Here is a 24,608-nt window from a genome sequence, read left to right as displayed (position 1 = left end):
GCCCGGCGGTCAGATCGTCAGAGGCACGGGCAGGTCTTCAGCCGCACCCACCTCGGCCAGACCGGGACGCAGCGGCCCCTCGATCGCCTCCGCGATCTTTTCGACGGTCCACTCCTGCCCATCGAGGTGAGCGGACAGCAAGGCCGGCGAGGGAGAGAGCGCGAGAGTCTCTCCCGTGAACCGGACGATCTGTCCCGTTATCCGCTGGGAGAGCGGGCTGAGCAGGTACGTCGCGGCCGGCGCCACCTGTTCGGGAGCCGCCGGCTTCGATAGAGTGTCACCAGGCTGAGGGAACATCGCCGTCTTGGCGACGGGAGACAACGCGTTCACACGGATGTCGTAGGGTGCGCACTCGAGCGCCCACCCCCAGCACAGCGAGGCGACAGCGGCCTTAGTCGCACCGTAAACCGCCATCCCCGCAATACCGCTGCGCGCCCCGGACGTGATGAGCACGACTGATCCACCACGTCCACTGTCGCGCATCGCTCGCACGACCGGGATAACGGTCTCGATCACCCCGGTGATGTTCACGTCGATCATGTGAGCCGCGCTGTCCCGCGTCTCCTCGAACACAGAGCGCGGCGCGATCACACCGGCGTTGGCGATGACACCGTCAAGCCTGCCGAAAGCGTTCATCGCAGTGTCAACAAGACGATCACCCGATCCCGGCTCATCGACGGCACCCGCGGCACCGACGGCATCCCCGCCCCGTTCCCGGATCATGCGCGCCGTCGCCTCGGCGAGTTCACCGTCCAGATCGCTGACGACGACGGATGCCCCGTTCGCGGCGGCATCGATCGCATACGCTGCTCCCAGTCCTCGCCCGGCACCGGTTACCGCGACCACGCGCCCGCTCAGGAGTGTCATCGTGCTTCTTCGGCAGGCGAAGCCTCGGCTCCGTGATAGGGCACTGCGCGCTCGACGAGATCCCAGAGCTCCCGGCCCAGCGGGTTCTCCTGTTCCTCCCGGAGATGGCCGACGAGACCGGCCGTGCGCGCCACCATCGAGAAGCCTCGCATGACTTGCCAGGGGTAGCCGAGGTCGGAGAGCACCGCTGCCACTGCTCCCGTCACGTTCACGGTTACGTGCCGCCCTTTGATCTCATCGACGGTCGCAGAGAGGGTGCGCAGCAGGGCGACATGCGGGCCGGCGACTCCATTCTCTTCAGCGATCTCGATCAGCCGGGGGGTGCGCGGGTCGTCGGGCCGATGAATATGATGACCGAATCCCGGAATGGTCTCGCCGTCGGCGAGGCGGCGGGTCACGAGGTCGCGGGAGTACTCCTCCGCCGTCGCGGTGCCATCGTCGATCGCCTGGCAGCCCGTCTGTAGTAGGTGGGCGAGTTCCTCCATCGACCCGAGAAAGACACCTCCGGCACCCAGCAGGCCGGCAGCGACAGCCCCCTGCATCGCGTCGGGCGCACTGCTATAGATCAACCGGGCGCTAATCGAGCTTGGCGTCAACCCGTGCTCCATCAACGCGACGAGCACAGCGTCCACCACGGCCCGCTCGCGTGGCTCCGGTCGTCGACCCGTGAGATGAAGCAACAGCATCGAGGTGAAGTCGATCCGGCCCATCAGATCCGCGACGAGATCGTTGTCTCGGACATAGATTGCGTCGGGAGTAGACCTGGCTATTGATGTCCCGGTGTGGGTCCCGCGGATCAGCGGTCGGTTGTCCTCGGGGAGTCTCGGGTCACCTGTCATGCGTAATCCTCCATTGGGTCCACGATGTCACGGTAAAGTGCATTATTAGAGGTATATACACACTTATGAAGCCAGTGTACTATACATCTACGGTGGGATCACAGAGATGTGGTCACCGCAACAGCAAGGAACGCTTACACCACCGTGGCGAGCGCGCCCTCACCCGACGGGCGCCTGCGGTGGGCAGACGAAGGAGGAACAACGTGGTTTCACGCAGGGCACACAGACTGGGTGGCGCAGTCACCGCGGTCGCCGTTCTCATGGCGCTCACCGCCTGCGCAGGGGGATCAGGCGAGGCTGAGCAGCCGGAAGAACGAGGCGCCTTCACGATCTACATGAACACCCCGCTGACGGGGGCGCTCTCCAACGCCGCGAAAGCGAACGTTGCTTCCCTTGAGGTAGCGATTGACGCCGTCAATGAGGCAGGCGGCATTCTGGACCAGCAGGTGGAGCTGATCGTCGCCGATGACCAGTTGGACACGACGCGGGCAGTCACGCTCCTTCAGGAACAGATCGACGAGGAGAAGCCAGATCTCGTCTTCATGGGCGCGACCAGCAACACCGGCTTGGCCATGCTGCCGCTGCTCACCCGGAACCAGATCATCTCGACGGCTCTCATGCAATCGAGCGAGATCAATCAGCCGGACCTCTACCCGTATGCGTTCATCCCCTACGTTGAGAGCAAGGCCGACGCCGCCGCGCTCGTGGCGGAGATGGAAGCGAACGGCTACGAGAGCGCCGCGCTGCTCACGGCCAACGACGCGAACGGCCAGAGCGCCGCGCAAGGACTGACCGAGGCCTTCGCCGAGGCGGGCATCACCACGACCCCCGAGACGTATACACCGACGGACGTCGACATGACATCGCAGCTGCAGCGCCTGCAGGACGCGGATCCTGACGTCCTCGTCATCCAGGCATTCGGCGCAGCAACATCGCACATCCTGAGCAGTCGCACCAAGCTCGGCTGGGACGTCCCCACCCTCGGGCACTCGAGCATCGGACTCGGCCAGAACCTCGCCGAGATCAGCACCGAGGCGGACTGGAACAACCTCTACCTCGGGGTGTTCGATGTGACGGCGGGAACCATCGAAAACGACCAGGTGTTCAACGACCTCATCGCACAGGTGAAGGCGAAGGGCGACCCGGTCGCACAGTCGGCGCACTACTACTCCCTCTACTGGGACATTCTGTGGCTGATGAAGAAGGCGTTCGAGCAGGCGGGCTCGATGGACCCTGACGCGGTAAAGGCGGCACTCGAGGATCTGCAGGACAACGCCGAGGTTGACAGCCAGCTGATCACGTTCCCCGTGGAGTACATGCGGTGGTCGCCCGAGTCACACTTCTTCGAAATTCCCGGCGATGTCGTCTTCACCTACGTGCGTCCCGGCCCCCTCGTGGACGGTGTGATTCAGTCCGTGGAGTGATACGAGAGCCCGAGGCATGCGCGCAGGAAAGCATGCCTCGGGCACCTCCGTTCTTAGGTGTCGCGTCGGAGCAGCCGTTCCGTGGTGGGTTCGAACACCACCATCTTGCGATCGGCGGCAAGTGCAGGACTCAGATAGAGCCCGCCTGCGACCGCCGCAGCCAGGGCATCCAACGCCGCCCGCGGGTCTTCTTCCAACTCGTAGAGAGCGAGATGACGATACGGGTAGGCAGCATTCGCTGTATCACGCTGCACCGTCGACATGCCAAAGAGCTGCGCCGAACGAAAGCCCGGCACCGCGAGGACATCGGAAAGGTGTTGGTGAGAGTACCAGTCCTCGAACTCCTCCTCACGGCCGGGAACGGCATTGGTCTGGACAACATAGATGGGATTGGACATGAATCCTCCTTGACCGGGAACTCACCGAGTTCACTATTACTACCTGTCTAGTACCTTTCCGAGCCGTAATGCGTTATTCTGTGGATAGTAGATTTTGGAGATCTGATGTCCCACCCCCTTCGCACCATCGACACCGACGTCCTCATCATCGGGGGAGGCGGCTGCGGTCTATCTGCTTCCGTCTTCCTCGCCGACGCCGGCGTGCACGCCTACCTCGTCGAGCGCCACCCCGGGACCGCGATCATGCCGAAAGCTCACATCCTCAACCCACGCACGATGGAAATCTTCGCGCAGCACGCGCTCGCGGAGGAGGTCTATGCCCGTGGCGCAAAGCCGGAGGAGAACAGGGCCATGCGGTGGCTCACCAGCCTGGGGGGCGACCAGCCATGGGACCGCCAACCACTGCACACGGTGGATGCGTGGGGCGGTGGGGCGCTGGCCGATCACTACCGTGAAGTGACCGCGTCGCGCCACGGGAATCTCCCTCAGAAGCTGCTGGAGCCTGTACTGCGCCGGCACGCGGAGGAACGCAGCCCCGGGCTGGTGCACTTCCATCACGAAGTTGTCGACCTTGAGGTGAGAGAGTCCGACGTGCACGTGCACGTCTTGGACCGAGACACTGCGGAGCGTTATCTGGTCCGTGCCCGCTATGTGATCGCCGCCGACGGAGGAAAGACCGTCGGCCCGCTTCTCGGCATTCCGATGATCGGACCGAAACCGTTCGTGACGACCATCAGCGTCTACTTCCAGGCGGATCTCTCGCCGCATCTGGATAACGGCGACGCGTGCGTGCGGTCCTTTATCCGGCCGGATCCGGCGGGCGAGTGGACGCGGACCGGACTCATCGCGATGGGTCCGGACACCTGGGGTCGGCACAGTTCGGAGTGGGTCGCGACCGTGACCCTGACGGCTGCGGAACAGGCGACAGAGTTCGATGAAGCGGCCGCGGCAGACGCTGTGCGGGCTCGCCTCAATCTGCCCGATCTGAAGCTGGACGTGCTCCGCTTCACCCGCTGGCAGGTCGAAGGGGTTTACTCGGAGCATTTCGCCGCGGGCCGTGTCTTCCTCGCCGGAGACGCCGCGCACCGTCACTCGCCGATGGGAGGACTCGGTCTCAACTCCGGAATCCAGGATGCGCACAACCTGAGTTGGAAGCTCGCCGCCGTCGTCCGCGGCGAGGCAGACCCGCGACTGCTCGATTCGTACGAGATCGAACGGCAGCCTGTCACAAGACGCAATGTCGAGTTCGCGACCTTTGCATTCTTCAACCACCTGACGGCGGCCTCGGGGTTTGGGATGGTCCCGGACGCGCCTGCCGAGTTCAACCGCGACATCCTCGAGCGGCTCTTCTCCGACACACAGGACGGGGCAACTCGCCACGTGCGCCTTCGCGAGACATTCAACATACTGCGGCTCGAGTCGCGAGCGACGGATCTGGAGCTCGGATTCGAGTACTCCGACAGTCCCGCCGTCGTGCCCGATGGGACGGTGGCGCCGCCACGCGATCCGGAGGTGCACCGCTATGTGCCCGTCGCCCGGCCTGGCCACCGTCTGCCGCACGCCTGGCTGCGTCGCGGCGAGCAGCGGGTTGGGACTCATGACCTCGTGCGCCCGGGGCGCCTCACCCTGATCACAGGGGCCGCCTCCGACGCGTGGGCGGAAGCGGCAGCGAGCGCGATTGCCGAGCATGCCACGGCAGTCGATGTCGTCGTCATCGGTCCAGAGGGCGACGTGCAGGATGTCGATGGCGGATGGAGCCGTCTGCGTCAACACGACGACTCCGGCGCGATCCTGGTACGCCCGGACGGGCATGTAGCATTCCGTGGCTTCCACGCCGACGCGGCGTCCGATCTCGTGGACGCGATCGGCGTAGCGCTCGGGAAAAGGCAAATCGGAGCGTCTGCTGAGGCGCGCGAGATGGAGGTGGCATCGTGAGACTTGCCACGATCAACACGGAACGCGGAACACGCGCGGCGATCCTGGAGAACGGTTGCGCTCAAGTTCTGGCGCTGGATGATGTCGGGGCGGTCCTCACCGCGGTCGAGCGCGGCGAGTCCCTCGGATCGATGGTGCGGGAGGAGGAGCTCGACCCGCGTCAGGTGCAGTTCCTTCCGCCGGTGGTCCGTCCCGAGAAGGTGGTCTGCGTCGGGCTGAACTACCACGCACACGCGGCCGAGGCCAACCTTCCGATTCCGCAGCACCCGTTGCTGTTTCCCAAGTACGCTCGGGCGCTCGTAGGTGCAGGGAGCGACATCCTCATCCCTCCGGAGACGCAGAGGTGCGACTGGGAGGCCGAGCTGGCGCTTGTCATCGGCAAGACCGTACGGCGCATCGGCTCCGCCCAAGCTCTTGACGCGGTCGCGGGGTACACCGTGATGAACGACATCTCCATGCGCGACTGGCAGAAGCACACAAGCCAGATGATGCCGGGGAAGACGTTCGAGTCATCCACGCCCGTCGGTCCGTGGCTTGTCTCTCCGGAGGAAGTCGACCATGCGCGCAACTTGCGGCTGACCTGCTCTGTGAACGGTCGAGAGATGCAGCGGACCTCGACGGGCGACATGATCTTCTCGCCTGCGGAAGTGATCGCGTACATCAGCACGATCATGACGCTGGTCCCTGGCGACGTCATCGCACTGGGCACCCCGGCCGGAATCGGGTCCACGCGCACACCGCCAGTGTTCCTCCAACCGGGTGATCTCGTCGTGACCGAGTGCGAGGGAATCGGGGTCCTCCAAAACCGATGCGTCGCCGAAACTATCGACGAGGACTGAGCGTGGGCACTGACAAGACGGTAATCGACGCCGAGGAGGCGGTCGCTGACATCCCTGATGGCGCGACTCTCCTGGTCGGAGGGTTCGGTGACGCCGGTGCACCCAAGGAACTGCTGAACGCCCTGGCGCGCCGCCGCCTGTCCGGGCTCACCATCGTCTCGAACAACGCCGGTTCCGGTTCGGAAGGAATCGCCGCGCTCCTTGCGGCCGGATCCGTGCGCAAAGTGGTGTGCTCCTACCCGAAATCGGCAGGATCATTCGCGTTCGAGCAGTGCTATGAATCGGGGTCGTTGGAGCTGGAACTGGTTCCCCAGGGCACGCTATCGGAGCGGATCCGTGCGGCCGGAGCGGGCATCGGCGGTTTCTACACGCGCACGGGGGTCGGCACACTGCTCACCGAAGGGCGAGAGGTACGGGAACTCGGCGGCGAGCAGTTCGTGTTTGAGACGCCATTGTCCGGCGACTTCGCGTTGTTCCGGGCGCACCGTGGTGATCGGTGGGGCAACCTCGTCTATGACAAATCGGCAAGGAACTTCGGACCCACGATGGCCATGGCGGCGGCGACGTCGATCGCTGAGGTCGACCAGATCGTGCCGCTCGGTTCGCTCGACCCCGAAGTGATCGTCACGCCGGGGATCTTTGTCGATCGAATAGTGGAGATCACGGCATGATCGGCCTGACCAAGACACAGATGGCCCGGGAAGTTGCGCTCGACCTTCCCGACGGAGCCTACGTCAACCTCGGCATCGGCCTGCCCATCCTGGTCGCCGCTCACCTGGACCCTGCCCGTGAGGTCGTCGTCCACTCCGAGAACGGCATCCTGGGCATGGGGCCTTCCCCGGCCCCGGGTCACCAAGATCCGAATCTCATCGACGCGGGCAAGGCGCCGGTGACACTGGTCCAGGGAGGAAGCTATATCGGTCACGCGGACTCCTTCGCCATCATCCGCGGCGGGCACCTCGATGTGAGCGTGATGGGCGCATTGCAGGTCTCGGGAGCCGGGGATCTGGCGAACTGGTGGTCCGGCGAGGGCATACCAGGGGTTGGCGGGGCGATGGACCTCGCGGTCGGTGCGCGTGAGGTGCTCGTTATCATGCGGCATGTAACCGCGACCGGCGACCCGAAGATCGTGGCCGAGTGTAGCCTTCCCATCACGGCGCGCGGGATCGTGTCCCGGATCTACACGGAGTATGGGGTCTTCGAGCCCACTCCGAGTGGCCTGGTCGTGGTGGGGTTGGCCGAGGGCACGGATGTGGACGCCCTCCAATCTCGCACGGGGGTTGCATTGCGGTTCGCTGGGGAACCATTGACCCTGCCGCGGGCTGCCTGAGCGTCGACACCGATCGGGAAGGAACGAACACATGGTGCGCAGCGAGGGGGTAGCGGATGTCGTGGTTGTCGGTTCGGGCGCCGCCGGTCTCACCGCGGCTTTGACGGCGGCAGATGTTGGTCTGTCCGTGGTCGTCGTTGAGAAGGCGGATCTGATCGGCGGGACGACCGCGTGGTCGGGAGGGATGCCGTGGGTGCCGCTCAACAAGCATCAACGCGAACTCGGCATCGACGACTCACGAGCAGAGGTGATGCAGTACCTCGACGGTCTGCTCGAGGGACGTGAGCCTTCCCGTGAGTTGGTCGATGCGTTCGTGGACCACGCCGCTGAGGCGCTCGATTTCGTCGAGTCGCGCACACCTCTGCGGATGAGCACACTCTCCGCCTACCCGGACTACTACGGGGACCGGCCGGGAGCGAAGTTGGCCGGTCGGTCCGTCGAGCCTGAGCCGAGGGAGTACCGCGAACTCCTCGGCGACTGGTTCGAGCTCGTGCGCGAGAGCCCCCTGATGCCGCACGTGACTCGGGAGGAGATGACGTCGGGCGCCGACCTCGTCGAGCTCTCGAGACAGCGTGGCGAGAAGGGTGTTCGCACGATGGGCGGGGCGCTGGTCTCCGCTCTGCTCGCGGGAGTCCTCGAACGCGGGGTGCAGGTGAGGACAGCCACGGCAGCGCGCAGATTGCTGACAGAAGGGGATCGCGTGGTCGGTCTGGTCGCCGAGCATGCGGGACAAGAGCTTCGCATGCACGCTCGATTGGGCGTCGTGCTCGCCTGTGGCGGCTTCGAGGGCGATCCCGACCTGGTCCGTGCGTACCTGGGGGTCGCGGACGCGCTTGCGCTGTCACCGGCAGGGAACGTGGGCGATGGGCTGCGCATGGGCCTCGTCCTGGGCGCGGCGGTCGGAAACATGTCGAGCGCGGTGACGCGACCCTGCGTGTGGGACGGTGTCTCGATGCTCGACGGTCAACCGCTTCCGATGATGTCGAACCTGCGTCATGACCCCGCGTGCATCATTGTCAACCGGCACGGGCGACGGTTCGTCAACGAAGGCATCAGCTACATGGACATGGGCAAGGCGCTGAAGGCGTTCGACCCGCGGCAGGCGGAGTACCCAGATGCGGGTGCCGTGTACATGGTCTTCGACCAGTCAGCCCGTGACCGGACCCGGCTGGGAGACCTGATGCCCGGCGCACCGACGCCGCACTGGGTGACGCAGGCGGAAACGATCGAAGATCTTGCGCGGGCGATCGGCATGCCGTGCGATGTCCTGGCGTCGGAGGTCGCACGCTACAACGGTTTCGCGGATTCAGGTGAGGACAGCGACTTCGGCCGGGGGACAGTGTGGTTCGAGGGCCTGTCCGCGGGTGGACCTACCCCGCAGCGGAACATGTCACGGATCGAGCGGGCGCCGTTTTATGCGACGCGGCTGCGCTACGGCATCTTCGGAACCATCGGTGGGCTGCTCACCAATGGTCACGGTCAGGTTCTCCGCCCTAAAGGCGAGCTGATCGAGGGACTGTACGCGGTGGGCAACGTCGCGGCGGGCGCGCTGGGCCAGACCTATCCCGGAGGGGGATCGTCTCTCGGTCCGAACATCACGTTTGGCTATCTCGCGGGGCAGCGACTCGCGTCGGACGCCCTGGCCCCGGGTGCAATGGCCGCTGACATTGAGATCGGGGAATAGGACGTGAAGATACAGATCATCGTCGCAAGCACACGCGACGGAAGAAACGCGGACCGTGTGCTGCCCTGGCTCCGGCAACGTGTCGAGTTTGACGGCGACGTCGAGGTCGACGTCCTCGATCTGCGGCAATGGGCGCTGCCACCGTTCGCGGAGACCACGTCTACCGTAGGTGACGCCATGGACCCGCAATACTCTTCGCCGGTTCTTCGGTCGTGGAATCGAACGCTCGCGGAGGGCGACGCGTATGTCGTGCTCACCCCTGAGTACAATCACAGCCTTCCTAGCTCTCTGAAGAATGCAATCGACAGCACCTGGCAGAGCTTCTCGCTGCGCAACAAGCCGTATATCGCCGTGGCCTACAGTGTCGGCATCGCAGCTGGTGCCCGGGCGGTCGAGCATCTAGCGACGATCGCGATCGAGTCAGAGCTGGTTCCGCTGCGAAACGCTGTCCTCATCCCCTACGTGGGCTCTGCGTTCACCGATTCTGGTCAGCCTGCTGATCCGAGGCTGGAGGCTGCGCTTGACATCGCGCTTGAGGATCTGAAGTGGTGGTCTGCTGCGCTGCGCACCGCGCGACGGGCCGGAGAGCTTCCACCTGCCGCGCACCGTCGAAAGTAGCCGACGACACTGTGGGGTTGGTCTTGCCGTCGACGCACACCAGAGGGGGATCGCCCAACGGGCACCGCGCGAAGCTGGAGGGGGCGTAGCGACCCGGGGCGGGTCACGCCGACGATGTGACGCGCGCGGCGATGTTGCACACTTCTACCACGGCCCCGGATGCGGGTTTACAATCCGGGCGGGGGCCACGTTCGCGCGCCCGAATCGCCGATGCGCTGAGCTGGGCCGGCACGGGGATGACAACGCCTCCGGACTGGAAATCATCATGTTCGAGAATCTGATGGCGACGGCTGTCCTTCCGGCAGCGGACATCGATCGAGCGAAGGCCTGGTGGCATGACGTCCTCGGGCGCGACCCGGTCTACGCCGACGACGAAGGCGGCGCGCTGTTCTACGACGTCGGCGGCACCATGGTCATGGTCTACCGGACCGACTTCGCGGGTACGGCCCAGAACACCGCGTTCAATCTGGTGACCGACGACATCGATCGTGACACGACGGCGCTTCGCGCGCGCGGGGTCGTCTTTCACGACTACGACATGCCTGGTCTGAAGACCGTCGACGGGATCGCCGAACTCGGCGAGGAGCGCAGTGCGTGGTTCAGTGACAGCGAGGGCAACATCTTCGCGATCGGTCAGCCGACACCCGAGATGATGGAGATGGCGAGGAGGATGCGCGCCGATGCAGCGAGCTGAACCCGTGCGGGAGCGGTGCCGGATCAACCGGCCGAGTCGCATCGACCCGGTCACCGGTGAACCGACCCGCCGCGATCAGCACGACTCTCCCGGCACGCCCGGCTCTACAGGACGCCACCCGCTGCTCGGCGCCGCGTTCGTCTGCAAGCGCGGTGGGAGGGATGCGACGCTCGACGGCGTCATAATTGCGTGATGCCGAAGATCTCTGCGCCGACCGTGGCGGAGCACCGCGCCACGCAGCTCGCGGCTCTCCTCCGCGCCGGCGAGGCGGTGCTGCTGGAGGCGGGGATCACGGGCGTCAATCCGCGGAGCGTTTGCGAGCGGGCGGGTCTCACCCGCTCGAGCTTCTACGACTACTTCGCGACGAAGGACGATCTGCTGGTGGCGATCGCGATCGACGCCATCGAGCGGTGGGACGCCGAGATCGACCATGCGCTCGCCGACATCGAGCCCGGGCTGCCCGAACTGCGCCGATTCGTCGACGCGACCATGGCGATGACAGCCGAGGGAAAGCATGCGATCGCCGGCGCGCTCCGCGAGGCAGACCTCGCTCCGAGCCGTTACGAGGACCTCATGGTGCTGCACGATGCGCTCCTGCGACCCCTCGTCCGGGTGCTCTCCGAGCTGGGGCTGGGGCAATCCCGGTCCGCCGTCACGCTCGTCCAGGCTGCCCTCGGAGCCGGCATCCAACTCGTCTCGCATGGTGAGGATCACCGCGCTGTCGCTGACGACGTCTTCCGGCTGCTCACGCGCGGCCTCACCGACTGACCACGAACCCACCGACACCCTCGCACTGCGGCGGCCGATTTCGTCATCTGATTTTTTAGTGACACAATGTCGGCATGTTACCGACGCTTTGTCGGCAAGACTCGTGAATCGGAAAGTCCCCATGTTCCTTGCTCTGCGCGAGCTGCGCTTCGCCCGCGGCCGCTTCGCTCTGATGGGCATCGTCATCGCCTTGATCTCGGTGCTCGTCATCCTGCTTTCCGGCCTGTCTTCCGGGCTCGTCAACGACGGTGTGTCGGGGCTGAAGGCCCTGCCCGCCACCGCGTTCGCGTTCGATGAGGGGACGATGACGGACAATGCGTTCAGCCGGTCGGTCGTCGACGGTGAGCAGGTGGCTGAGTGGCAGGATGCCAAGGGCATCGCGTCGGCCGAACCGATGGGCGTGAACATCGTCAACGGTGTCACCGATGACGGTACGCAGATCGACCTGACCCTCTTCGGCGTCGCGACGGACGGGTTCCTCGCGCCGCAGGTCTCCACCGGTGACGAGCTGGATGCCGTAGACGGGATCATCGTCTCCGAGCCGTTGCGCGAGCAGGGCGTCGAGCTCGGCACCGTCGTGACCCTCGACCGTCTCGACGTGGAGCTGACCGTCGTCGGCTTCACCGAAGGCCAGGCGACGTTCGGTCACGTCGATGTCGCGTACCTCCCGCTCGCGACCTGGCAGCTCCTCTCCTCAGGGATGTCCGAACCCGGCGTCCCCACAGCGGAGCAGACTGAGGCGATGGACTTCGGGTACGCCAGCGTCGTCGCCCTCCTCGCCGAGGATGGTGCGACCCCCGACTTCGAGACGATCGACGCCGCGGCCGGTACCAGCACGATGACGCTCACCGAGGCATTCAACGCGTCGCCGGGGTATGAGGCGGAGACGCTCACGCTCAGCATGATCCAGGTCTTCCTCTACGCGATCTGCGCACTGGTCGTCGGCGCGTTCTTCACGGTCTGGACCATTCAGCGCTCGCATGACATCGCCGTACTCCGTGCCATCGGAGCATCCAGCCGCTACCTGCTGCGCGACAGCCTCGCGCAGGCCGCCATCCTCCTCATCGGCTTCACCGTCGTCGGCGTGGCCGCCGGAGTCGGCATGGGGGCTGCCATGCCGGATGCGATGCCGTTCGACCTCGAGGTCGCCCCGATCGCCCTGGCGTCCGCCCTCACCATCGTCCTCGGACTGCTCGGCGCCGCCGTCGCGGTGCTCCGCATCACCCGAGTAGACCCGCTTCGCGCCCTGGGAGGACAGCGATGACCACCGACTCCACTACCCCCGCCCTCGACATCACCGACGCCGTCCTCGAGCTCGGCGACGGCGACTCCCGCATCCGCGCCCTCGACGAGGTCTCCCTCACGGTGCAGCCGGGCGAGTTCCTCGCCATCGTCGGCCCCTCCGGATCGGGCAAGTCCTCGCTACTTGCGATCGCGGGCGCCCTGTCCCGGCCGGACAGCGGGACCGTCCGCGTACACGGCACAGCCATTGCCGGCCTGTCCAAGAGTGCGACCTCGAAGTTCCGGCTGCGCAACATCGGCTTCGTCTTCCAGTCGGGCAACCTGCTGGCCTCGCTCACCGCGACCGACCAGCTTCGCCTGGCGGGCCGGCTCGCGGGCAACCGTCGCGTCGACACCGCCGCGCTGCTGTCGTCCGTCGGCATGGAGCACCGCGCGGGGCACCGCCCAGGAGAGCTTTCCGGCGGCGAGCGTCAGCGCGTCGGCATCGCCCGTGCCCTGGTGAACGACCCCAGCCTGCTCCTCGTCGACGAGCCCACTGCGGCGCTCGACCGCCGCCGCAGCCACGAAGTCGTCCGGGTCCTCGCCGACCGCGCCCACGACTCCGGGGTCGCCGTCGTCATGGTCACCCATGACCGCGACGTGCTCGAGCACTGCGACCGCATCCTCGAAATGGTCGACGGACGACTGGGGGTTCCCGCGATCACGCACTGAGCCCGGCGTGCACGCGGGCGGGGCGGCAGCATCCCGTTGCCGCGCGCTTGTGGAGAGTATGGCAAGTCGACCATCCCCGCGTACGCTCGCGTGACATGAGCGACGACAACCGCGACCATGACATCGTCCTGCTCGGGGCGTCGGGATTCGTGGGCCGATTCACGGCGCGGCATCTGACGGCCGCGGCGCCCGACGGTGCACGCATCGCGATCGCGGGCCGATCCCGCGCCCGGCTGCAAGAGGTCACCCGCGAGCTCGGCGTCGACTGGCCGATCCTCGAGGTCGATACCGGGGACGACGCCGCGGTCGCCCGGCTGGCGGCATCCACGTCGGTGGTCGCGACGACCGTCGGGCCGTACCTGCGCTACGGGATGGGCGTGGCCTCCGCGTGCGCCCGGGCGGGCACGTCCTACGCCGACCTGGCGGGCGAGAGCCTCTTCGTCGCGCGCAGTGTCCAGCGCAACCACGACGCCGCAGCGGACAGCGGTGCCCGGATCGTCCACTCGTGCGGGTTCGACTCGATCCCCTCCGACCTGAGCATGGGTCTCGCCCACTTCGCCGCCGGCGGGGTGCCGATCGTCGCCGCGACCCTGCGGGTCAGATCGCTGCGCGGCGGCATCAGCGGCGGCACCATCGACTCCCTGCGTCAGCAGATGCAGGAAGCGAAGACGGATGCCGCTGCTCGCCGGCTCATCGCCGACCCCTACGCTCTGACGCCCGGGCCCTCCGTCCGGCTTCCCGGGAAGCGCACCGCCGGGTGGGGCGCGGAGCGGGGCGTGTGGCGGGCGCCGTTCATCATGGGCACCTACAACCGGCAGATCGTCCAGCGCAGCAATTACCTGACCGATTGGAGCTACGGGCAGCTCATGCAGTACCGCGAGGTCGTCGCGACCGGCCGCGGGCTCGCCGGCTTCTTGCGCGCCGCGGCGATCACCGCGGGCACCGGGGTCCTCGTCGCCGGGATGTCCTTCCCGCCGACGCGCGCCCTCCTCGACCGGCTGCTCCCCTCCCCGGGCAGCGGGCCGAGCTCCGACGCGATCGAACACGGCCGCTTCGTGCTCGACGTCGACGTCTTCCCGGTCGAGGGGCAGCCGGTGCGCATGCGGGTCGCCGCCCCGTTCGACCCCGGGTACGGCGGTACGGGGGTGATGCTCGGCGAGTCCGCGCTGAGCCTCGCGTTCGACGACCTCCCCGACCGCGCCGGCGTGCTGACGCCGATGGTCGCGATGGGGGAGTCGCTGGCGGCGCGGCTTCGCGCGCAGCGGTTCACGTTGGACGTCACCGCCCTCTCCTGAGCGGGACGGTGGCGCGATGCGGCGCGGCGCGGTGCGTCAGCGCAGCAGCTCGACGTCGACGCGCCCTGTGTCGGCATCCCAGGTGGTCCGCAGCACCACGCCCGCGTCGATGGCCATCCCGGCGCCGTCCACCTGCCAGACGGGTGAGGTGCCCGGCAACTCATAGGCCGACAGCGTCGCCGGAACATCCACCGTGCCGTGGTCGTAGACGAGCAGCTGGTCACCCGACGTGAACACGGCCCGATCGGTCGGCGCTTCGAGCGTCCCGACCTCGGCCGACCCGTCGTAGACCGTGTACCGGGCGGGTACGGTGAAGTCGTCCGGGTCGCTCTCGACCGCGATGACCCGGTCGCCCACGCTGAGCAGAGTCGTGGCTGCCGTCTCGCCGACCTGCTCCAGTGTCGTGCCCGTGAACGGATCGATGCGCTCGATCATCCCTGCGGCCGAGAGCACCCAGAGCATGTCGTCGCTCGCGGCGACATCGAGGATCTCCCGCGTCCAGCACGACTCGCCGGTCGCCGTGTCAAGACCGGAGATCTCATACGGGTCTACCCGGTCGTACATCAGCGGCGTCTGAAGAGTGGCGCCGGCGGCCTCGAACACCGCGCCCGCCGACTCCCACCCGAGCGCCTCGCCGCTGCGGGCGTCGACGGCATGCGTACCCACGAAGACGACGTCCTGGGTGACGTCGAAGGGAACGCCGCCCTCGAACCAGCCGACGCCGAAGTCGTCACCGCGGACGCTCCACTCCGTCTCCAGGGTCGCCGCGTTGATGCGGGAGAGCGAGTCGCGATCGCTGGCGAAGAATGCGTCGGCGGACACGGACGCGACGTCGGCGTAGCTCGCGCGAGACGCGTTCTGCGTCACCGCGTAGAGCTCGCCCGTCTCTCGTTCGCGCAAGACGTCACCGCGGGCCAGGTCGTACGCGACCAGGCGATGCGCGCCGTCGTCGTCACGGACCAACAGGACGAGCTGCCCCGGCACGCCCGTGCTCGCCGGCGTCGACATCACCATGACGTATCCGGTGAGGTCCCGTGTCCACCGCACCGCGCCGGAGGGCTCGACCACGCTCACATACGATGTGCGCGCCGCGCCGTCGACGCGGGTGAGCACACCCACCACGCCGCCGTCGATCGCGAACGCGGAGTCGTCAGCCCACATCCCCGGCTGTTCGCGGACGCCCTCGATGCGCTGGATGCGCGTGGCGGTGAGGCGACCGTCGCCCGCGATGGCCAGCTCGTTGGGCTCGCTCCAGGTGAGCTCGGGTGCTGTGACGATGCACGACGGGGTCGGTTCGGCTGTTGCGGTCGGCGACGCCGGCTCGGGCGCCGTCGCGGAAGGCGACGGCGCGGCGGCGGGACGCAGAAGCGGCACAGCGATCACGGCGGCGACGACCGCGAGTACGGCGACGGCGCCGACCGTGCCCCACACGATCCAGGGGCGCCGTGCGCTGTCGACGGGATCCACCTCGTTGCCGGTCATCGGTCCTCCTTCGACGAACCTATAACGGCGCCGTGAGCACGACGGCCGAGACCGCCCAGCACGCGCCGAGGAAGACGGCATCCCGAACTCGGAACGGCACGAGATGCCGCTCGGTGCGGTCGGGGTGCGCGCCGAACGCGCGCGCATCCATCGCGAGAGCGACGCGCTCCGCGTGCCGGATGGCGCCGGCCAGCAGCGGGACGACGTAGCCCCACCAGCGCGCGACGACGCCGAACCGACCACCGTGCGCCCCGCGCACCCGGTGCGCCTGCCGGATGATGTCGAGCTCGTGCCGGAACCGCGGGACGAACCGGAACGCCGCCAGCGCCGTGTACCCGACGCGGTAGGGCACCCGCAGCTGCTGAACGCTCGCACGCACCAGGTCGGGTCCCGTCGTCGTGAGCCCCGCGATCAGCGCCAGGGCGACGATCGCGGCGAGCCGCAGCGACGTCGCGAAGCCGATCTCCAGCGCCCCGCCGTAGAGCGTCCATGCGCCGATGGAGACGATCTCGACGCTCCGGTCGATGCGGGAGGCGTCGATCCAGACCGACATGCCGACACCGAAGACGACGACGCCGAGCGGCAGCGCGAGGCCGAGGATGAGGCCGACAGTCCGGGTGAGCCGCGCGCCGGCGAGGATGACGACGTAGGCGAGGGCGAGGAAGATCAGCGGCGTCACGAGGTCGCGGACGAAGACGAGGAGCACGACTGCGGGGAGCGGTCCGGCGAGCTTCGCCAGGGGATTGAGGCCGTCGAGGAAGCGGCGGCGGATGGCGACCTCGGCATACGGGTCGACGACGACGCTCATGAAGCACCACCCGGCAGGTCGGCGAGGCGGATGGCGTTCGCGAGCGCCGGATGCGTGACACCGCGCAGCGCCTGACGCAGCGGCGGCAACCGCAGTCCCGCAGACCGCAGCAGCGCCTCGTCGGCGAACACCTCGGCCGTCGCGGCATCCGCTCGCACTCGACCGTCCGCGACCACGACCGTTCGGCTCGCGTACTCGGTGACGAGCTGCATGTCGTGCGTCACGACGATGATCGTCGTGCCCGCCTCCTGCAAGTCCCGAAGCAGCCGGAGGAGCTCTTCGGCGCGGGCCCGGTCCTGACCGAACGTCGGCTCGTCCAGGACGAGGACCGGTGCGCCGGCGACGAGCGCGGTCCCTACGGACAGCCGCCGTTTCTGACCGCCGGAGAGAAGGAACGGATGCTGTTCCGCCTTGTCTTCGAGTCCGAATCGGCGAAGCACCCCCGTGGCGCGGGCGCGGACCTCCGCCTCGGGGAGCTTCTGCCGGCGCAGTCCGTGCGCGATCTCGTCGAACACGGTGTGCGCGATGAACTGGTGCTCCGGATTCTGGAACACGAAGCCGATCCGCCGCGACAACCCCCGGGAATCGGTGCGCGCCACATCCACGCCGCCCACCAGGACCGTGCCGCGCGGCACCGGGATGACGCCCGCGATGGCCTGGACGAGGCTCGTCTTACCGGCCCCGTTCCCGCCGACGACCGCGACGAACTCGCCGGCGCGCACCGTGAGGTCGATGTCGTGCAGCACATCATGGCGACCGCGACGCAGGGTGAGCCCGCGCACCTCCACCACCGGTTCACCCGTGGGTGCCGCGGGGGCAACGGCCCGAGGCGCCGTGACCGGCCCCGCACTCGCCGTCACGGCCGTCCGCAGCTCGTCGGGGGTGAGCGGCAGGCGCTCGAACACCCACCCGGCGCGGCGCAGCCGCAGCGCCGCGAGCGTCGAGATGGGAAGCCAGACGCCCATGGCGTGCAGCTCCTCCGCGCGCCCGCGAAGCACGTCGTCGACGGGCCCGTCCGCGACAGTCCGCCCCTCCGCATCGAGCACGACGACGCGGTCGGTGAGGGCGACGGCGGCATCGAGGTTGTGCTCGATGAGCAGGATCGCGCGGTCCCGCGGAGTGCCGTCGGGGTGCCGCACGAGGTCGTGCAGCGCGACGTAGACGTCTTCGATCCCGGCCGGGTCGAGGTTCGCGGTCGGTTCGTCCAGGACGAGCAGCGGCGACCCCATCGCGAGCGCGCAGGCGATCGCGAGACGCTGCCGCCCGCCGCCGGAGAGCCGGTCGGGGTTCTCTGCGCGACGCTCCCACAACCCCACCTGGCGTAGGGCGCTCTCGCTGCGCGCGAGCACCTCGGCGACCGGGAGCCGCAGGTTCTCCGGCCCGAAAGCGACCTCGTCGAGGAGCGTGCCCGTGACGAGCTGAGCGTCGGGGTCCTGGAACACCATCCCCACGTGCGTGCTCAGCACCGACACCGGCGTCGAGCGGGCGTCGAGGCCCGCGATCTCCACGGCGCCTTCCATCTCAGCCGGGACAGCGTGCGGGATGAGCCCGTTGAGCGTCAGCGCGAGCGTGGACTTCCCGGATCCGCTCGGCCCGAGCAGCAGCACGACCTCGCCGGGCCGGATCTCGAACGTCGCACCGGCGGGCGTCGCGGCGTCGGCGCCGTCGTGACGGACGGCGAGGTCGCGCACCCGGGCGAGCGGTGCGGGGGCGCCGGGAGCGTCGGGCGCACCGGAGGCGAGCGGGGTCACGGGTGTCCAAGCGTCGGCGGAGGTCCTCCCAACGTACTCGGGGCTATCGGCGCGCCGAAACCGCCCCAACCGTCGTGCGGGCCACGCCGGCGCGGCGCAGGCCGCTGCCGATCGCGAGCCCCACGAAGGTCCAGAGGACGGGGCCGAGGATGAGGAGCGCGTAGAAGACGGCGAGCGCCCACGGCACGAGCTTGCCGGCATCCAGGGCGAAGCCCATCCCGATGACGAGGACCACCCCCACGACGACGGCGGAGATGAAGAACCGCCAGCCCTCCCAGTGGCGGTAGCGGGTGAGGGCCGCGACGCCTTCCTGCAGACCGCCGATGAGCAGCGCCATGCCGAGGTAGCGGCCCACCCACTGCGGGGCGAACGCGCTCGCGACGATCCCGGCGAGCAGGTGGGTGACGAGGGCTACCCACGGCATCCGCAGCAGCGCCTGCGCGATGACACCGGGCACGACGTGCGCGCCGAGGACCAGGCCGTAGACGATCGGCAGGATGGCCCACACCGGAGCGCTGACGTAGCCGGCGACGACGGTGAGCAGTCCCGTGGCGACGCCGATCGCCGCGCAGACGAGGAGAACGCGCGTGGAGAGTCGGGATGCCGCAGCCACGCCCCCAGCGTAGTCGCGGCGACGGCGCCGCCGGACGGCGGGCACCGGGGAAAACCCGGTCAGGCGCGGCGGCGCCGCCGCGTCAAGCGGACCCCCGGGAGCGGCGGCGCGGGGATGCGCTCGTCGCCGTGCCCGACGACATGGCCGAACCGCGCGGCGCCGGATTCCCATGCCTCGCGGGCGTCGACGATCTCCTCGTGGGTGCGCGCCACGAAGTTCCACCACATGACGATGTCGTCCTCGAACGGTTCGCCGCCGATCAGGAACACGGTCGTGTCACGTTCGACGCGGATCTCGATCCCGTCGCGGTGGATGCCGAGGTAGAGCAGACCACCCTCGGGAAGGACGGTGGGCTCGTCGTCGGTGAACACGGCGCTGCTCCCGTCGACACCGAGCAGCGCATACTCCCACTCGGCGTGCAACGGCACGGTGACCCGGGCGCCCGCCGGCAGGAAGATCTCGGCGCCCACGATGGGGGTGTACATCGTGGCGGGCGACGACGACCCGGCCAGCTCGCCGACGACGACCGCCGCGACGGCCCCGTCGCCGAGCTCGACGATCGGCAGATCCTCGTGCCGCTCGAACGCGGGTGCACCGTGGCGCCGCGACTCCGGCAGAGCGACCCACAGCTGCAGGGCGTCCAGCGGCGCGGGGTCCTCGCCGATCGAGTACTCCGAGTGCACGATGCCGTCGCCGCTGGTCATGAGGTTCAGCGCGCCGCGCGTCACGACGACGTCGCTGCCGACGGCATCCCGATGACGCACCTGACCGATGAACGGCCAGGTGACGGTCTGCAACCCGATGTGCGGGTGCGGTTCGACGCGCATGCGCGTGACCTGGGGACCGAACCGGTCCACGAAGCACCATGCGCCCACCATCGGCAGGTCGCGCTGCGGCAGGCTCCGGTGCACCGTCATGGCGCGCACCCCGCCCAGCGGCACTTCGCGCGCGGACAGCAGCAGGGCGCGGGGGCCGTCGCACGCCGGCGGGGCCTCCCGTTCCTCGGGGCCGCTGTCCAGGCGGGTCATACCCGCTCGATCGCGTCGCTGCCGCTCTCGTCCACGGTGGGACGCCAGTACACGTCGAGTCCGTCGATCTCGTTCTTGTGCAGATACTTCACGACGAACGGGCAGACCGGCACCACCGTCTCGCCCCGGGCCGCGGCATCCGCGAGCGCCCGGCCGACGAGGATGGTGGCGAGCCCGCGCCCCGCGAAGGCGTGGTCGATCTCGGTGTGCGGGAACACGAGACGCCCATGGCGGTCGGGCAGGAACTCGGTGAAACCGGCGATCGTCTCGTCGAGATGGATCTCGTAGCGACCCTTCTCGTCGTTGCGAGTCACGGTGATCTCGGCGTCGTCCGTCACAGCGGCTCCTCTCGTCGCTGACTCCAACGTAGGCGGCGGCCCCCGTGTTCCGCCAGGCTCGGACGCCGCTCGTCGCGCCGTCACCGCCGCTCGTCGCAGCCCACGCGATCGCACACGGCACGCGGCGGCGGGGGTTCCTAGCCTGTCAGCACGCAACGATGCGCCGACGAGGAGATCCGATGACTGCACCTTCTGCGCGCCCCGGGCGCGCCCCGGGGTTCGCCCACGACGAGCCCGACCTCACCCCCGACCCGAACCTCCCTCCGGTCGCTCTTCCTGCCGAGCACGAGGAGAAGGCCGCCCGCTGGACGCTGCCGAAGATCATCCTGTGGGCCGCGATCGCGCTGCTCGGCGCCGTGGCCTGGACGATGCTCGCGATCGTGCGCGGCGAGACCGTCAACGCGATCTGGTTCGTGTTCGCCGCCGTGTGCACCTACCTCATCGGCTACCGCTTCTACTCGAAGGTCATCGAGCGCTACATCACGCGCCCGGACGACAACCGGGCGACGCCCGCCGAGGTGCGCCAGGACGGCAAAGACTACGTCCCCACCGACCGGCGCGTGCTCTACGGCCACCACTTCGCCGCGATCGCCGGCGCCGGTCCCCTCGTCGGACCGGTGCTCGCGGCGCAGATGGGCTTCCTCCCGGGGACCATCTGGATCATCGTCGGCGTCGTGCTCGCCGGCGCCGTGCAGGACTACACGGTCCTCTTCTTCTCGATGCGCCGCGGCGGCCGCACGATCGGCCAGATGGCGCGTCAGGAGCTCGGCCGCATCGGCGGCACCGCCGCGATCATCGCGTCGCTGCTGATCATGCTGATCATCGTCGCGATCCTCGCCCTCGTCGTCGTCAACGCGCTCGGCGAGAGCCCGTGGGGTGTCTTTAGTGTCGCGATGACGATCCCGATCGCCCTCTTCATGGGCGTCTACCTGCGCTATCTCCGCCCCGGCAAGGTCACCGAGGTCTCCCTCATCGGCTTCGTGCTGCTCATGGCCGCCATCATCGGCGGCGGCTGGGTCGCCGGCACCGAGTGGGGCCAGGCGATCTTCCACCTCGACCGCACGACCATCGCGTGGGGCATCATCATCTACGGCTTCATCGCCGCGGTCCTCCCGGTGTGGCTGCTGCTCGCCCCCCGCGACTACCTGTCGACGTTCATGAAGATCGGCGTCATCGTGATGCTCGCCGGCGCGATCGTCCTCGTGCGCCCGGAGATCACCGTCCCGGCGGTGTCGGTCTTCGGCGAGAACGGCATGGGCCCGGTGTTCGCCGGTCCGCTGTTCCCGTTCCTGTTCGTGACGATCGCCTGCGGTGCGCTGTCCGGCTTCCACGCCCTCATCGCCTCCGGCACGACCCCCAAGCTCGTGGAGAAGGAGCGTCAGACGCGCTTCATCGGGTACGGCGGCATGCTCATGGAGTCCTTCGTCGCGATCATGGCGCTCGTCGCCGCGATCTCCATCGACCAGGGCATCTACTTCGCGATGAACGCCCCGGCCGCCGTCACCGGAGGCACGGTCGAAGGCGCCGTCGCGTTCGTGAACTCGCTGGGCCTCACGGGCGTGAACCTCACGCCCGACATGCTCACGAGCACCGCGGCCGCCGTCGGGGAGGAGAGCATCGTCTCCCGCACGGGTGGTGCGCCGACCCTCGCGCTCGGACTCGCGCACATCATGCAGCAGGCGCTGGGCGGGCAGGCGCTCATGGCGTTCTGGTACCACTTCGCGATCATGTTCGAGGCGCTGTTCATCCTCACCGCCGTCGACGCCGGGACGCGCGTGGCCCGCTTCATGCTGCAGGACTCGATCGGCGCCTGGGTGCCGAAGTTCCGTGATGTCTCGTGGCGCCCCGGGGTGTGGATCACCACCGCGATCATGGTCGCCGGCTGGGGCACGATCCTGATCCTCGGCGTCACCGACCCGCTCGGCGGCATCAACACGTTCTTCCCGCTGTTCGGCATCGCGAACCAGCTCCTCGCGGCCATCGCGCTGTCGGTCGTGCTGGCGATCGTCGCCAAGCGCGGGCGGGCGTACGTGAAGTGGCTGTGGATCATCGCCCTCCCGCTCGCCTTCACGGCCGTCGTCACGATCACGGCGTCGATGTACAAGATCTTCAGCGACGTGCCGTCGATCGGCTACTGGGCGAACCACTTCCGCTACCGTGCGGCGCAGGATGCCGGTGACAGCAGCCTGGGTGAGCCCGCGGTCGTGGAGGCCGTCATCCGCAACACGGCCGTGCAGGGGACGCTGTCGATCATCTTCGTGGTGCTGGCGATCATCGTCATCATCGCGGCGATCGTCGTCACCATCGGCGCGATCCGCCGCGGCGGGGGCGAGAACACCGAGGAGGCGGCGGTGGTCTCCCGCCGGTACGCGCCCGCCGGGTTCCTCGCGACCTCCGCCGAGCGTGAGCTGGAGAAGCGGTGGGAGCCGCTGCTGCGCGACGAGCGGAAGACGAACTCCGCCCACTAGGCGGAGCGGATCATGACGAACCGGACGGATGCCGTGGCTCCCGGCCCGCTGCGCGCGCTCGCCGCGCACCTCGGGAGGGTGGGCCGCGGCATCCGCTGGTACGTCACGGAGCTCATGGGCGACACCGCGTACGCGACCTACGTGGCTCACCACACCCGGCACCACCCCGACGAGGCGCCGATGACCGAGCGGCAGTTCTGGCGGCAGAAGATGGACGACCAGGACCGCAACCCCGGCGCGAGGTGCTGCTGAGGCGCTGCCGGCACACCGACCGTAGGCTGGCGCCATGACCGACTCCGTCGTGCTCGCCGGTCTCCTCGGCGCCGCCGGCGGCATCACGCTCACCGTGCTCCTGCTGCTCGCGCGGCGGCTGGCGCGCGGGTCGCGGGAGCTCGGCAGCGACGAGGAGCGGGCCACCTACCGCGCGCTGCACCACGCGAGCCTCGCCGCCACGCACCTCCGCGGCGGCCTCGGCTCGCCCGACGTCGCGCGCGCGGCGCGGCACCTGCGCGTGCTCCTCGGCAGCACGGCCGTCGCCCTCGTCGACGCCGACGGGGTCGTGGCGACCGACGGGCAGGGCGAAGGACTCGACGCCTCCGCCGCGCGCATCGCCGCGCGGGTCACCGAGACCGGACGCCGCCAGGTGTTCCCGCGGCGCGCGGGCGGGGAGCTGGAGGCCGTCGGCGCGCCCATCACGGTCGACGGCGCCGTGGTCGGCGTCGTCGTCGCCTTCGCGGCGCCCGTGCGTGCGGCGCTGGTCCGCGCCACGGGCGAGGTCGCCGAATGGTGCGCGGCGCAGCTGGAGCTCGGCGAGCTCGACGCCTCCCGCACCGCGCTCGCCGAGGCCGAGCTCCGCTCCCTGCGCGCGCAGATCTCGCCGCACTTCATCTACAACGCGCTCACCGCGATCGCGTCCTTCATCCACACCGACCCGGTGCGCGCGCGCGAGCTCGTGCTCGAGTTCGCCGACTTCACGCGCTACTCGTTCCGCCGGCAGGGCGAGTTCACGACCGTCGCCGAGGAGCTGCGCAGCATCCACTCGTATCTCGAGCTGGAGCGGGCGCGGTTCGGCGACCGGCTCAGCGTCACCCTGCGCATCTCGCCGGAGACCCTCGCCACCGTCATCCCGTTCCTGTCGGTGCAGCCGCTCGTGGAGAACGCGGTGCGGCACGGGCTGGAGCCGGGGGAGGGCGGCGGGAGCATCCGGATCGCGTCCCACGACGAGGTCACCCACACCGAGATCACGGTCGAGGACGACGGGGTGGGGATGGATCCGGAGTCGCTGCGCGCGCTCCTGACCTCCCGCGACGACGGCGCGCACGTCGGGCTCCGCAACGTCGACACGCGGCTGCGTCAGCTCTACGGTCCGGGCGGCGGGCTGGTCGTGGAGACGAACAGGGGCGCCGGTACCATGGTGCGCATGCGGATCCCCAAGTCGCAGCCGCTCCACACGCTCGACCCGATCTGAGTCGCCGT

General features: G+C 68.6%; 24 protein-coding genes. 15 read left to right on the top strand and 9 right to left on the bottom strand.

Annotation, left to right across the window (positions count from 1 at the left end; genetic code table 11):
- Window positions 1-9: 9 nt before the first annotated feature.
- Together BR85_RS11755 and BR85_RS11750 are read right to left on the bottom strand one after the other, a co-directional pair.
- Entirely contained in the window at window positions 10-867 is an 858-nt protein-coding gene (locus BR85_RS11755) for an SDR family NAD(P)-dependent oxidoreductase (protein WP_051526327.1), read from the bottom strand.
- Window positions 864-1,706, bottom strand: a complete 843-nt coding sequence (locus tag BR85_RS11750; protein ID WP_081782783.1) for a citryl-CoA lyase — start codon at window positions 1,704-1,706, stop codon at window positions 864-866. Before BR85_RS11750 ends, BR85_RS11755 begins: the two co-directional genes overlap by 4 nt.
- A gap of 260 nt (window positions 1,707-1,966) precedes the next feature.
- On the opposite strand from BR85_RS11750, the gene BR85_RS14965 reads away from it, so the two are divergent.
- Window positions 1,967-3,130: an ABC transporter substrate-binding protein gene (locus tag BR85_RS14965; RefSeq protein ID WP_028496710.1), complete on the top strand. Its 1,164-nt coding sequence runs from the start codon at window positions 1,967-1,969 to the stop codon at window positions 3,128-3,130.
- A gap of 53 nt (window positions 3,131-3,183) precedes the next feature.
- Here the strand turns inward: BR85_RS14965 and BR85_RS11740 are convergent, their stop codons facing one another.
- On the bottom strand, window positions 3,184-3,528 hold the full coding sequence (locus tag BR85_RS11740) for a DUF4286 family protein (protein WP_051526326.1): 345 nt from the start codon (window positions 3,526-3,528) through the stop codon (window positions 3,184-3,186).
- Window positions 3,529-3,633: 105 nt separating this feature from the next.
- Between BR85_RS11740 and BR85_RS11735 the strand changes: the two genes are divergently transcribed.
- The 11 genes from BR85_RS11735 (at window position 3,634) to BR85_RS11685 (ending at window position 14,644) form a co-directional block, all read left to right on the top strand.
- Complete coding sequence (locus tag BR85_RS11735) at window positions 3,634-5,463, top strand: FAD-dependent monooxygenase (protein WP_051526325.1); 1,830 nt, start codon at window positions 3,634-3,636, stop codon at window positions 5,461-5,463.
- The gene (locus BR85_RS11730; protein ID WP_028496709.1) at window positions 5,460-6,302 is read left to right on the top strand and encodes a fumarylacetoacetate hydrolase family protein; all 843 of its coding nucleotides are present in this window, start codon (window positions 5,460-5,462) and stop codon (window positions 6,300-6,302) included. Before BR85_RS11735 ends, BR85_RS11730 begins: the two co-directional genes overlap by 4 nt.
- Window positions 6,303-6,304: 2 nt before the next feature.
- Window positions 6,305-6,973, top strand: a complete 669-nt coding sequence (locus BR85_RS11725; protein ID WP_231478691.1) for a 3-oxoacid CoA-transferase subunit A — start codon at window positions 6,305-6,307, stop codon at window positions 6,971-6,973.
- A complete protein-coding gene (locus BR85_RS11720; RefSeq protein WP_028496707.1) occupies window positions 6,970-7,632 on the top strand; it encodes a 3-oxoacid CoA-transferase subunit B in 663 nt (220 codons plus the stop codon). Before BR85_RS11725 ends, BR85_RS11720 begins: the two co-directional genes overlap by 4 nt.
- A gap of 31 nt (window positions 7,633-7,663) precedes the next feature.
- The gene (locus BR85_RS11715; protein WP_028496706.1) at window positions 7,664-9,316 is read left to right on the top strand and encodes an FAD-dependent oxidoreductase; all 1,653 of its coding nucleotides are present in this window, start codon (window positions 7,664-7,666) and stop codon (window positions 9,314-9,316) included.
- Between the two features lie 3 nt (window positions 9,317-9,319).
- Entirely contained in the window at window positions 9,320-9,934 is a 615-nt protein-coding gene (locus BR85_RS11710) for an NADPH-dependent FMN reductase (RefSeq protein WP_051526324.1), read from the top strand.
- A 265-nt stretch (window positions 9,935-10,199) separates the two neighbouring features.
- Entirely contained in the window at window positions 10,200-10,628 is a 429-nt protein-coding gene (locus BR85_RS11705; protein ID WP_197018622.1) for a VOC family protein, read from the top strand.
- A gap of 192 nt (window positions 10,629-10,820) precedes the next feature.
- Entirely contained in the window at window positions 10,821-11,396 is a 576-nt protein-coding gene (locus BR85_RS11700; protein WP_051526323.1) for a TetR/AcrR family transcriptional regulator, read from the top strand.
- Between the two features lie 121 nt (window positions 11,397-11,517).
- Window positions 11,518-12,660 (top strand): ABC transporter permease, encoded by a 1,143-nt coding sequence (locus BR85_RS11695; RefSeq protein WP_028496705.1) that lies wholly within the window; start codon window positions 11,518-11,520, stop codon window positions 12,658-12,660.
- The gene (locus tag BR85_RS11690) at window positions 12,657-13,349 is read left to right on the top strand and encodes an ABC transporter ATP-binding protein (protein ID WP_028496704.1); all 693 of its coding nucleotides are present in this window, start codon (window positions 12,657-12,659) and stop codon (window positions 13,347-13,349) included. Before BR85_RS11695 ends, BR85_RS11690 begins: the two co-directional genes overlap by 4 nt.
- 95 nt (window positions 13,350-13,444) lie before the next feature.
- Window positions 13,445-14,644, top strand: coding sequence for a saccharopine dehydrogenase family protein (locus BR85_RS11685; RefSeq protein ID WP_028496703.1), 1,200 nt, complete (start codon window positions 13,445-13,447; stop codon window positions 14,642-14,644).
- Window positions 14,645-14,680: 36 nt separating this feature from the next.
- Here the strand turns inward: BR85_RS11685 and BR85_RS11680 are convergent, their stop codons facing one another.
- The 6 genes from BR85_RS11680 to BR85_RS11655 are packed head-to-tail and all read right to left on the bottom strand — an operon-like array spanning window position 14,681 to window position 20,664.
- Window positions 14,681-16,126, bottom strand: coding sequence for a PQQ-binding-like beta-propeller repeat protein (locus BR85_RS11680; protein WP_028496702.1), 1,446 nt, complete (start codon window positions 16,124-16,126; stop codon window positions 14,681-14,683).
- A gap of 19 nt (window positions 16,127-16,145) precedes the next feature.
- A complete protein-coding gene (locus BR85_RS11675) occupies window positions 16,146-16,934 on the bottom strand; it encodes an energy-coupling factor transporter transmembrane component T family protein (RefSeq protein WP_028496701.1) in 789 nt (262 codons plus the stop codon).
- Window positions 16,931-18,685: an ABC transporter ATP-binding protein gene (locus tag BR85_RS11670; RefSeq protein ID WP_028496700.1), complete on the bottom strand. Its 1,755-nt coding sequence runs from the start codon at window positions 18,683-18,685 to the stop codon at window positions 16,931-16,933. The genes BR85_RS11675 and BR85_RS11670 overlap by 4 nt, the downstream gene beginning before the upstream one ends.
- A 43-nt stretch (window positions 18,686-18,728) precedes the next feature.
- A complete protein-coding gene (locus tag BR85_RS11665) occupies window positions 18,729-19,298 on the bottom strand; it encodes an ECF transporter S component (protein WP_028496699.1) in 570 nt (189 codons plus the stop codon).
- A gap of 59 nt (window positions 19,299-19,357) precedes the next feature.
- A complete protein-coding gene (locus BR85_RS11660) occupies window positions 19,358-20,326 on the bottom strand; it encodes a pirin family protein (protein WP_028496698.1) in 969 nt (322 codons plus the stop codon).
- Window positions 20,323-20,664, bottom strand: coding sequence for a GNAT family N-acetyltransferase (locus BR85_RS11655; protein ID WP_028496697.1), 342 nt, complete (start codon window positions 20,662-20,664; stop codon window positions 20,323-20,325). The genes BR85_RS11660 and BR85_RS11655 overlap by 4 nt, the downstream gene beginning before the upstream one ends.
- Window positions 20,665-20,843: 179 nt before the next feature.
- Between BR85_RS11655 and BR85_RS11650 the strand changes: the two genes are divergently transcribed.
- Genes BR85_RS11650 through BR85_RS11640 form a run of 3 tightly spaced genes read left to right on the top strand, consistent with a single transcriptional unit; the run spans window position 20,844 to window position 24,600 of the window.
- Entirely contained in the window at window positions 20,844-23,132 is a 2,289-nt protein-coding gene (locus BR85_RS11650; RefSeq protein WP_028496696.1) for a carbon starvation CstA family protein, read from the top strand.
- A gap of 12 nt (window positions 23,133-23,144) precedes the next feature.
- Window positions 23,145-23,384, top strand: coding sequence for a YbdD/YjiX family protein (locus BR85_RS11645; RefSeq protein ID WP_036272838.1), 240 nt, complete (start codon window positions 23,145-23,147; stop codon window positions 23,382-23,384).
- A 34-nt stretch (window positions 23,385-23,418) separates the two neighbouring features.
- Window positions 23,419-24,600 carry a sensor histidine kinase gene (locus BR85_RS11640; protein ID WP_028496694.1) on the top strand — a complete coding sequence of 394 codons (1,182 nt, stop codon included), beginning with the start codon at window positions 23,419-23,421 and terminating at the stop codon, window positions 24,598-24,600.
- Window positions 24,601-24,608 lie beyond the last annotated feature (8 nt).

It is taken from the genome of Microbacterium sp. UNCCL10, from assembly GCF_000746195.1.
Taxonomy (GTDB): Bacteria; Actinomycetota; Actinomycetes; order Actinomycetales; family Microbacteriaceae; genus Microbacterium; species Microbacterium saccharophilum.
This window is presented reverse-complemented; position numbering and strand designations above follow the sequence as displayed.

Excerpts from the sequence above, each read along its gene's own strand:
- BR85_RS11755 (WP_051526327.1), bottom strand. The coding sequence starts at position 867 with ATGACACTCCTGAGCGGGCGCGTGGTCGCGGTAACCGGTGCCGGGCGA.
- BR85_RS11750 (WP_081782783.1), bottom strand. The coding sequence starts at position 1,706 with ATGACAGGTGACCCGAGACTCCCCGAGGACAACCGACCGCTGATCCGC.
- BR85_RS14965 (WP_028496710.1), top strand. The coding sequence starts at position 1,967 with ATGGCGCTCACCGCCTGCGCAGGGGGATCAGGCGAGGCTGAGCAGCCG.
- BR85_RS11740 (WP_051526326.1), bottom strand. The coding sequence starts at position 3,528 with ATGTCCAATCCCATCTATGTTGTCCAGACCAATGCCGTTCCCGGCCGT.
- BR85_RS11735 (WP_051526325.1), top strand. The coding sequence starts at position 3,634 with ATGTCCCACCCCCTTCGCACCATCGACACCGACGTCCTCATCATCGGG.
- BR85_RS11720 (WP_028496707.1), top strand. The coding sequence starts at position 6,970 with ATGATCGGCCTGACCAAGACACAGATGGCCCGGGAAGTTGCGCTCGAC.
- BR85_RS11715 (WP_028496706.1), top strand. The coding sequence starts at position 7,664 with ATGGTGCGCAGCGAGGGGGTAGCGGATGTCGTGGTTGTCGGTTCGGGC.
- BR85_RS11705 (WP_197018622.1), top strand. The coding sequence starts at position 10,200 with ATGTTCGAGAATCTGATGGCGACGGCTGTCCTTCCGGCAGCGGACATC.
- BR85_RS11700 (WP_051526323.1), top strand. The coding sequence starts at position 10,821 with ATGCCGAAGATCTCTGCGCCGACCGTGGCGGAGCACCGCGCCACGCAG.
- BR85_RS11695 (WP_028496705.1), top strand. The coding sequence starts at position 11,518 with ATGTTCCTTGCTCTGCGCGAGCTGCGCTTCGCCCGCGGCCGCTTCGCT.
- BR85_RS11690 (WP_028496704.1), top strand. The coding sequence starts at position 12,657 with ATGACCACCGACTCCACTACCCCCGCCCTCGACATCACCGACGCCGTC.
- BR85_RS11685 (WP_028496703.1), top strand. The coding sequence starts at position 13,445 with ATGAGCGACGACAACCGCGACCATGACATCGTCCTGCTCGGGGCGTCG.
- BR85_RS11680 (WP_028496702.1), bottom strand. The coding sequence starts at position 16,126 with ATGACCGGCAACGAGGTGGATCCCGTCGACAGCGCACGGCGCCCCTGG.
- BR85_RS11675 (WP_028496701.1), bottom strand. The coding sequence starts at position 16,934 with ATGAGCGTCGTCGTCGACCCGTATGCCGAGGTCGCCATCCGCCGCCGC.
- BR85_RS11660 (WP_028496698.1), bottom strand. The coding sequence starts at position 20,326 with ATGACCCGCCTGGACAGCGGCCCCGAGGAACGGGAGGCCCCGCCGGCG.
- BR85_RS11650 (WP_028496696.1), top strand. The coding sequence starts at position 20,844 with ATGACTGCACCTTCTGCGCGCCCCGGGCGCGCCCCGGGGTTCGCCCAC.
- BR85_RS11645 (WP_036272838.1), top strand. The coding sequence starts at position 23,145 with ATGACGAACCGGACGGATGCCGTGGCTCCCGGCCCGCTGCGCGCGCTC.
- BR85_RS11640 (WP_028496694.1), top strand. The coding sequence starts at position 23,419 with ATGACCGACTCCGTCGTGCTCGCCGGTCTCCTCGGCGCCGCCGGCGGC.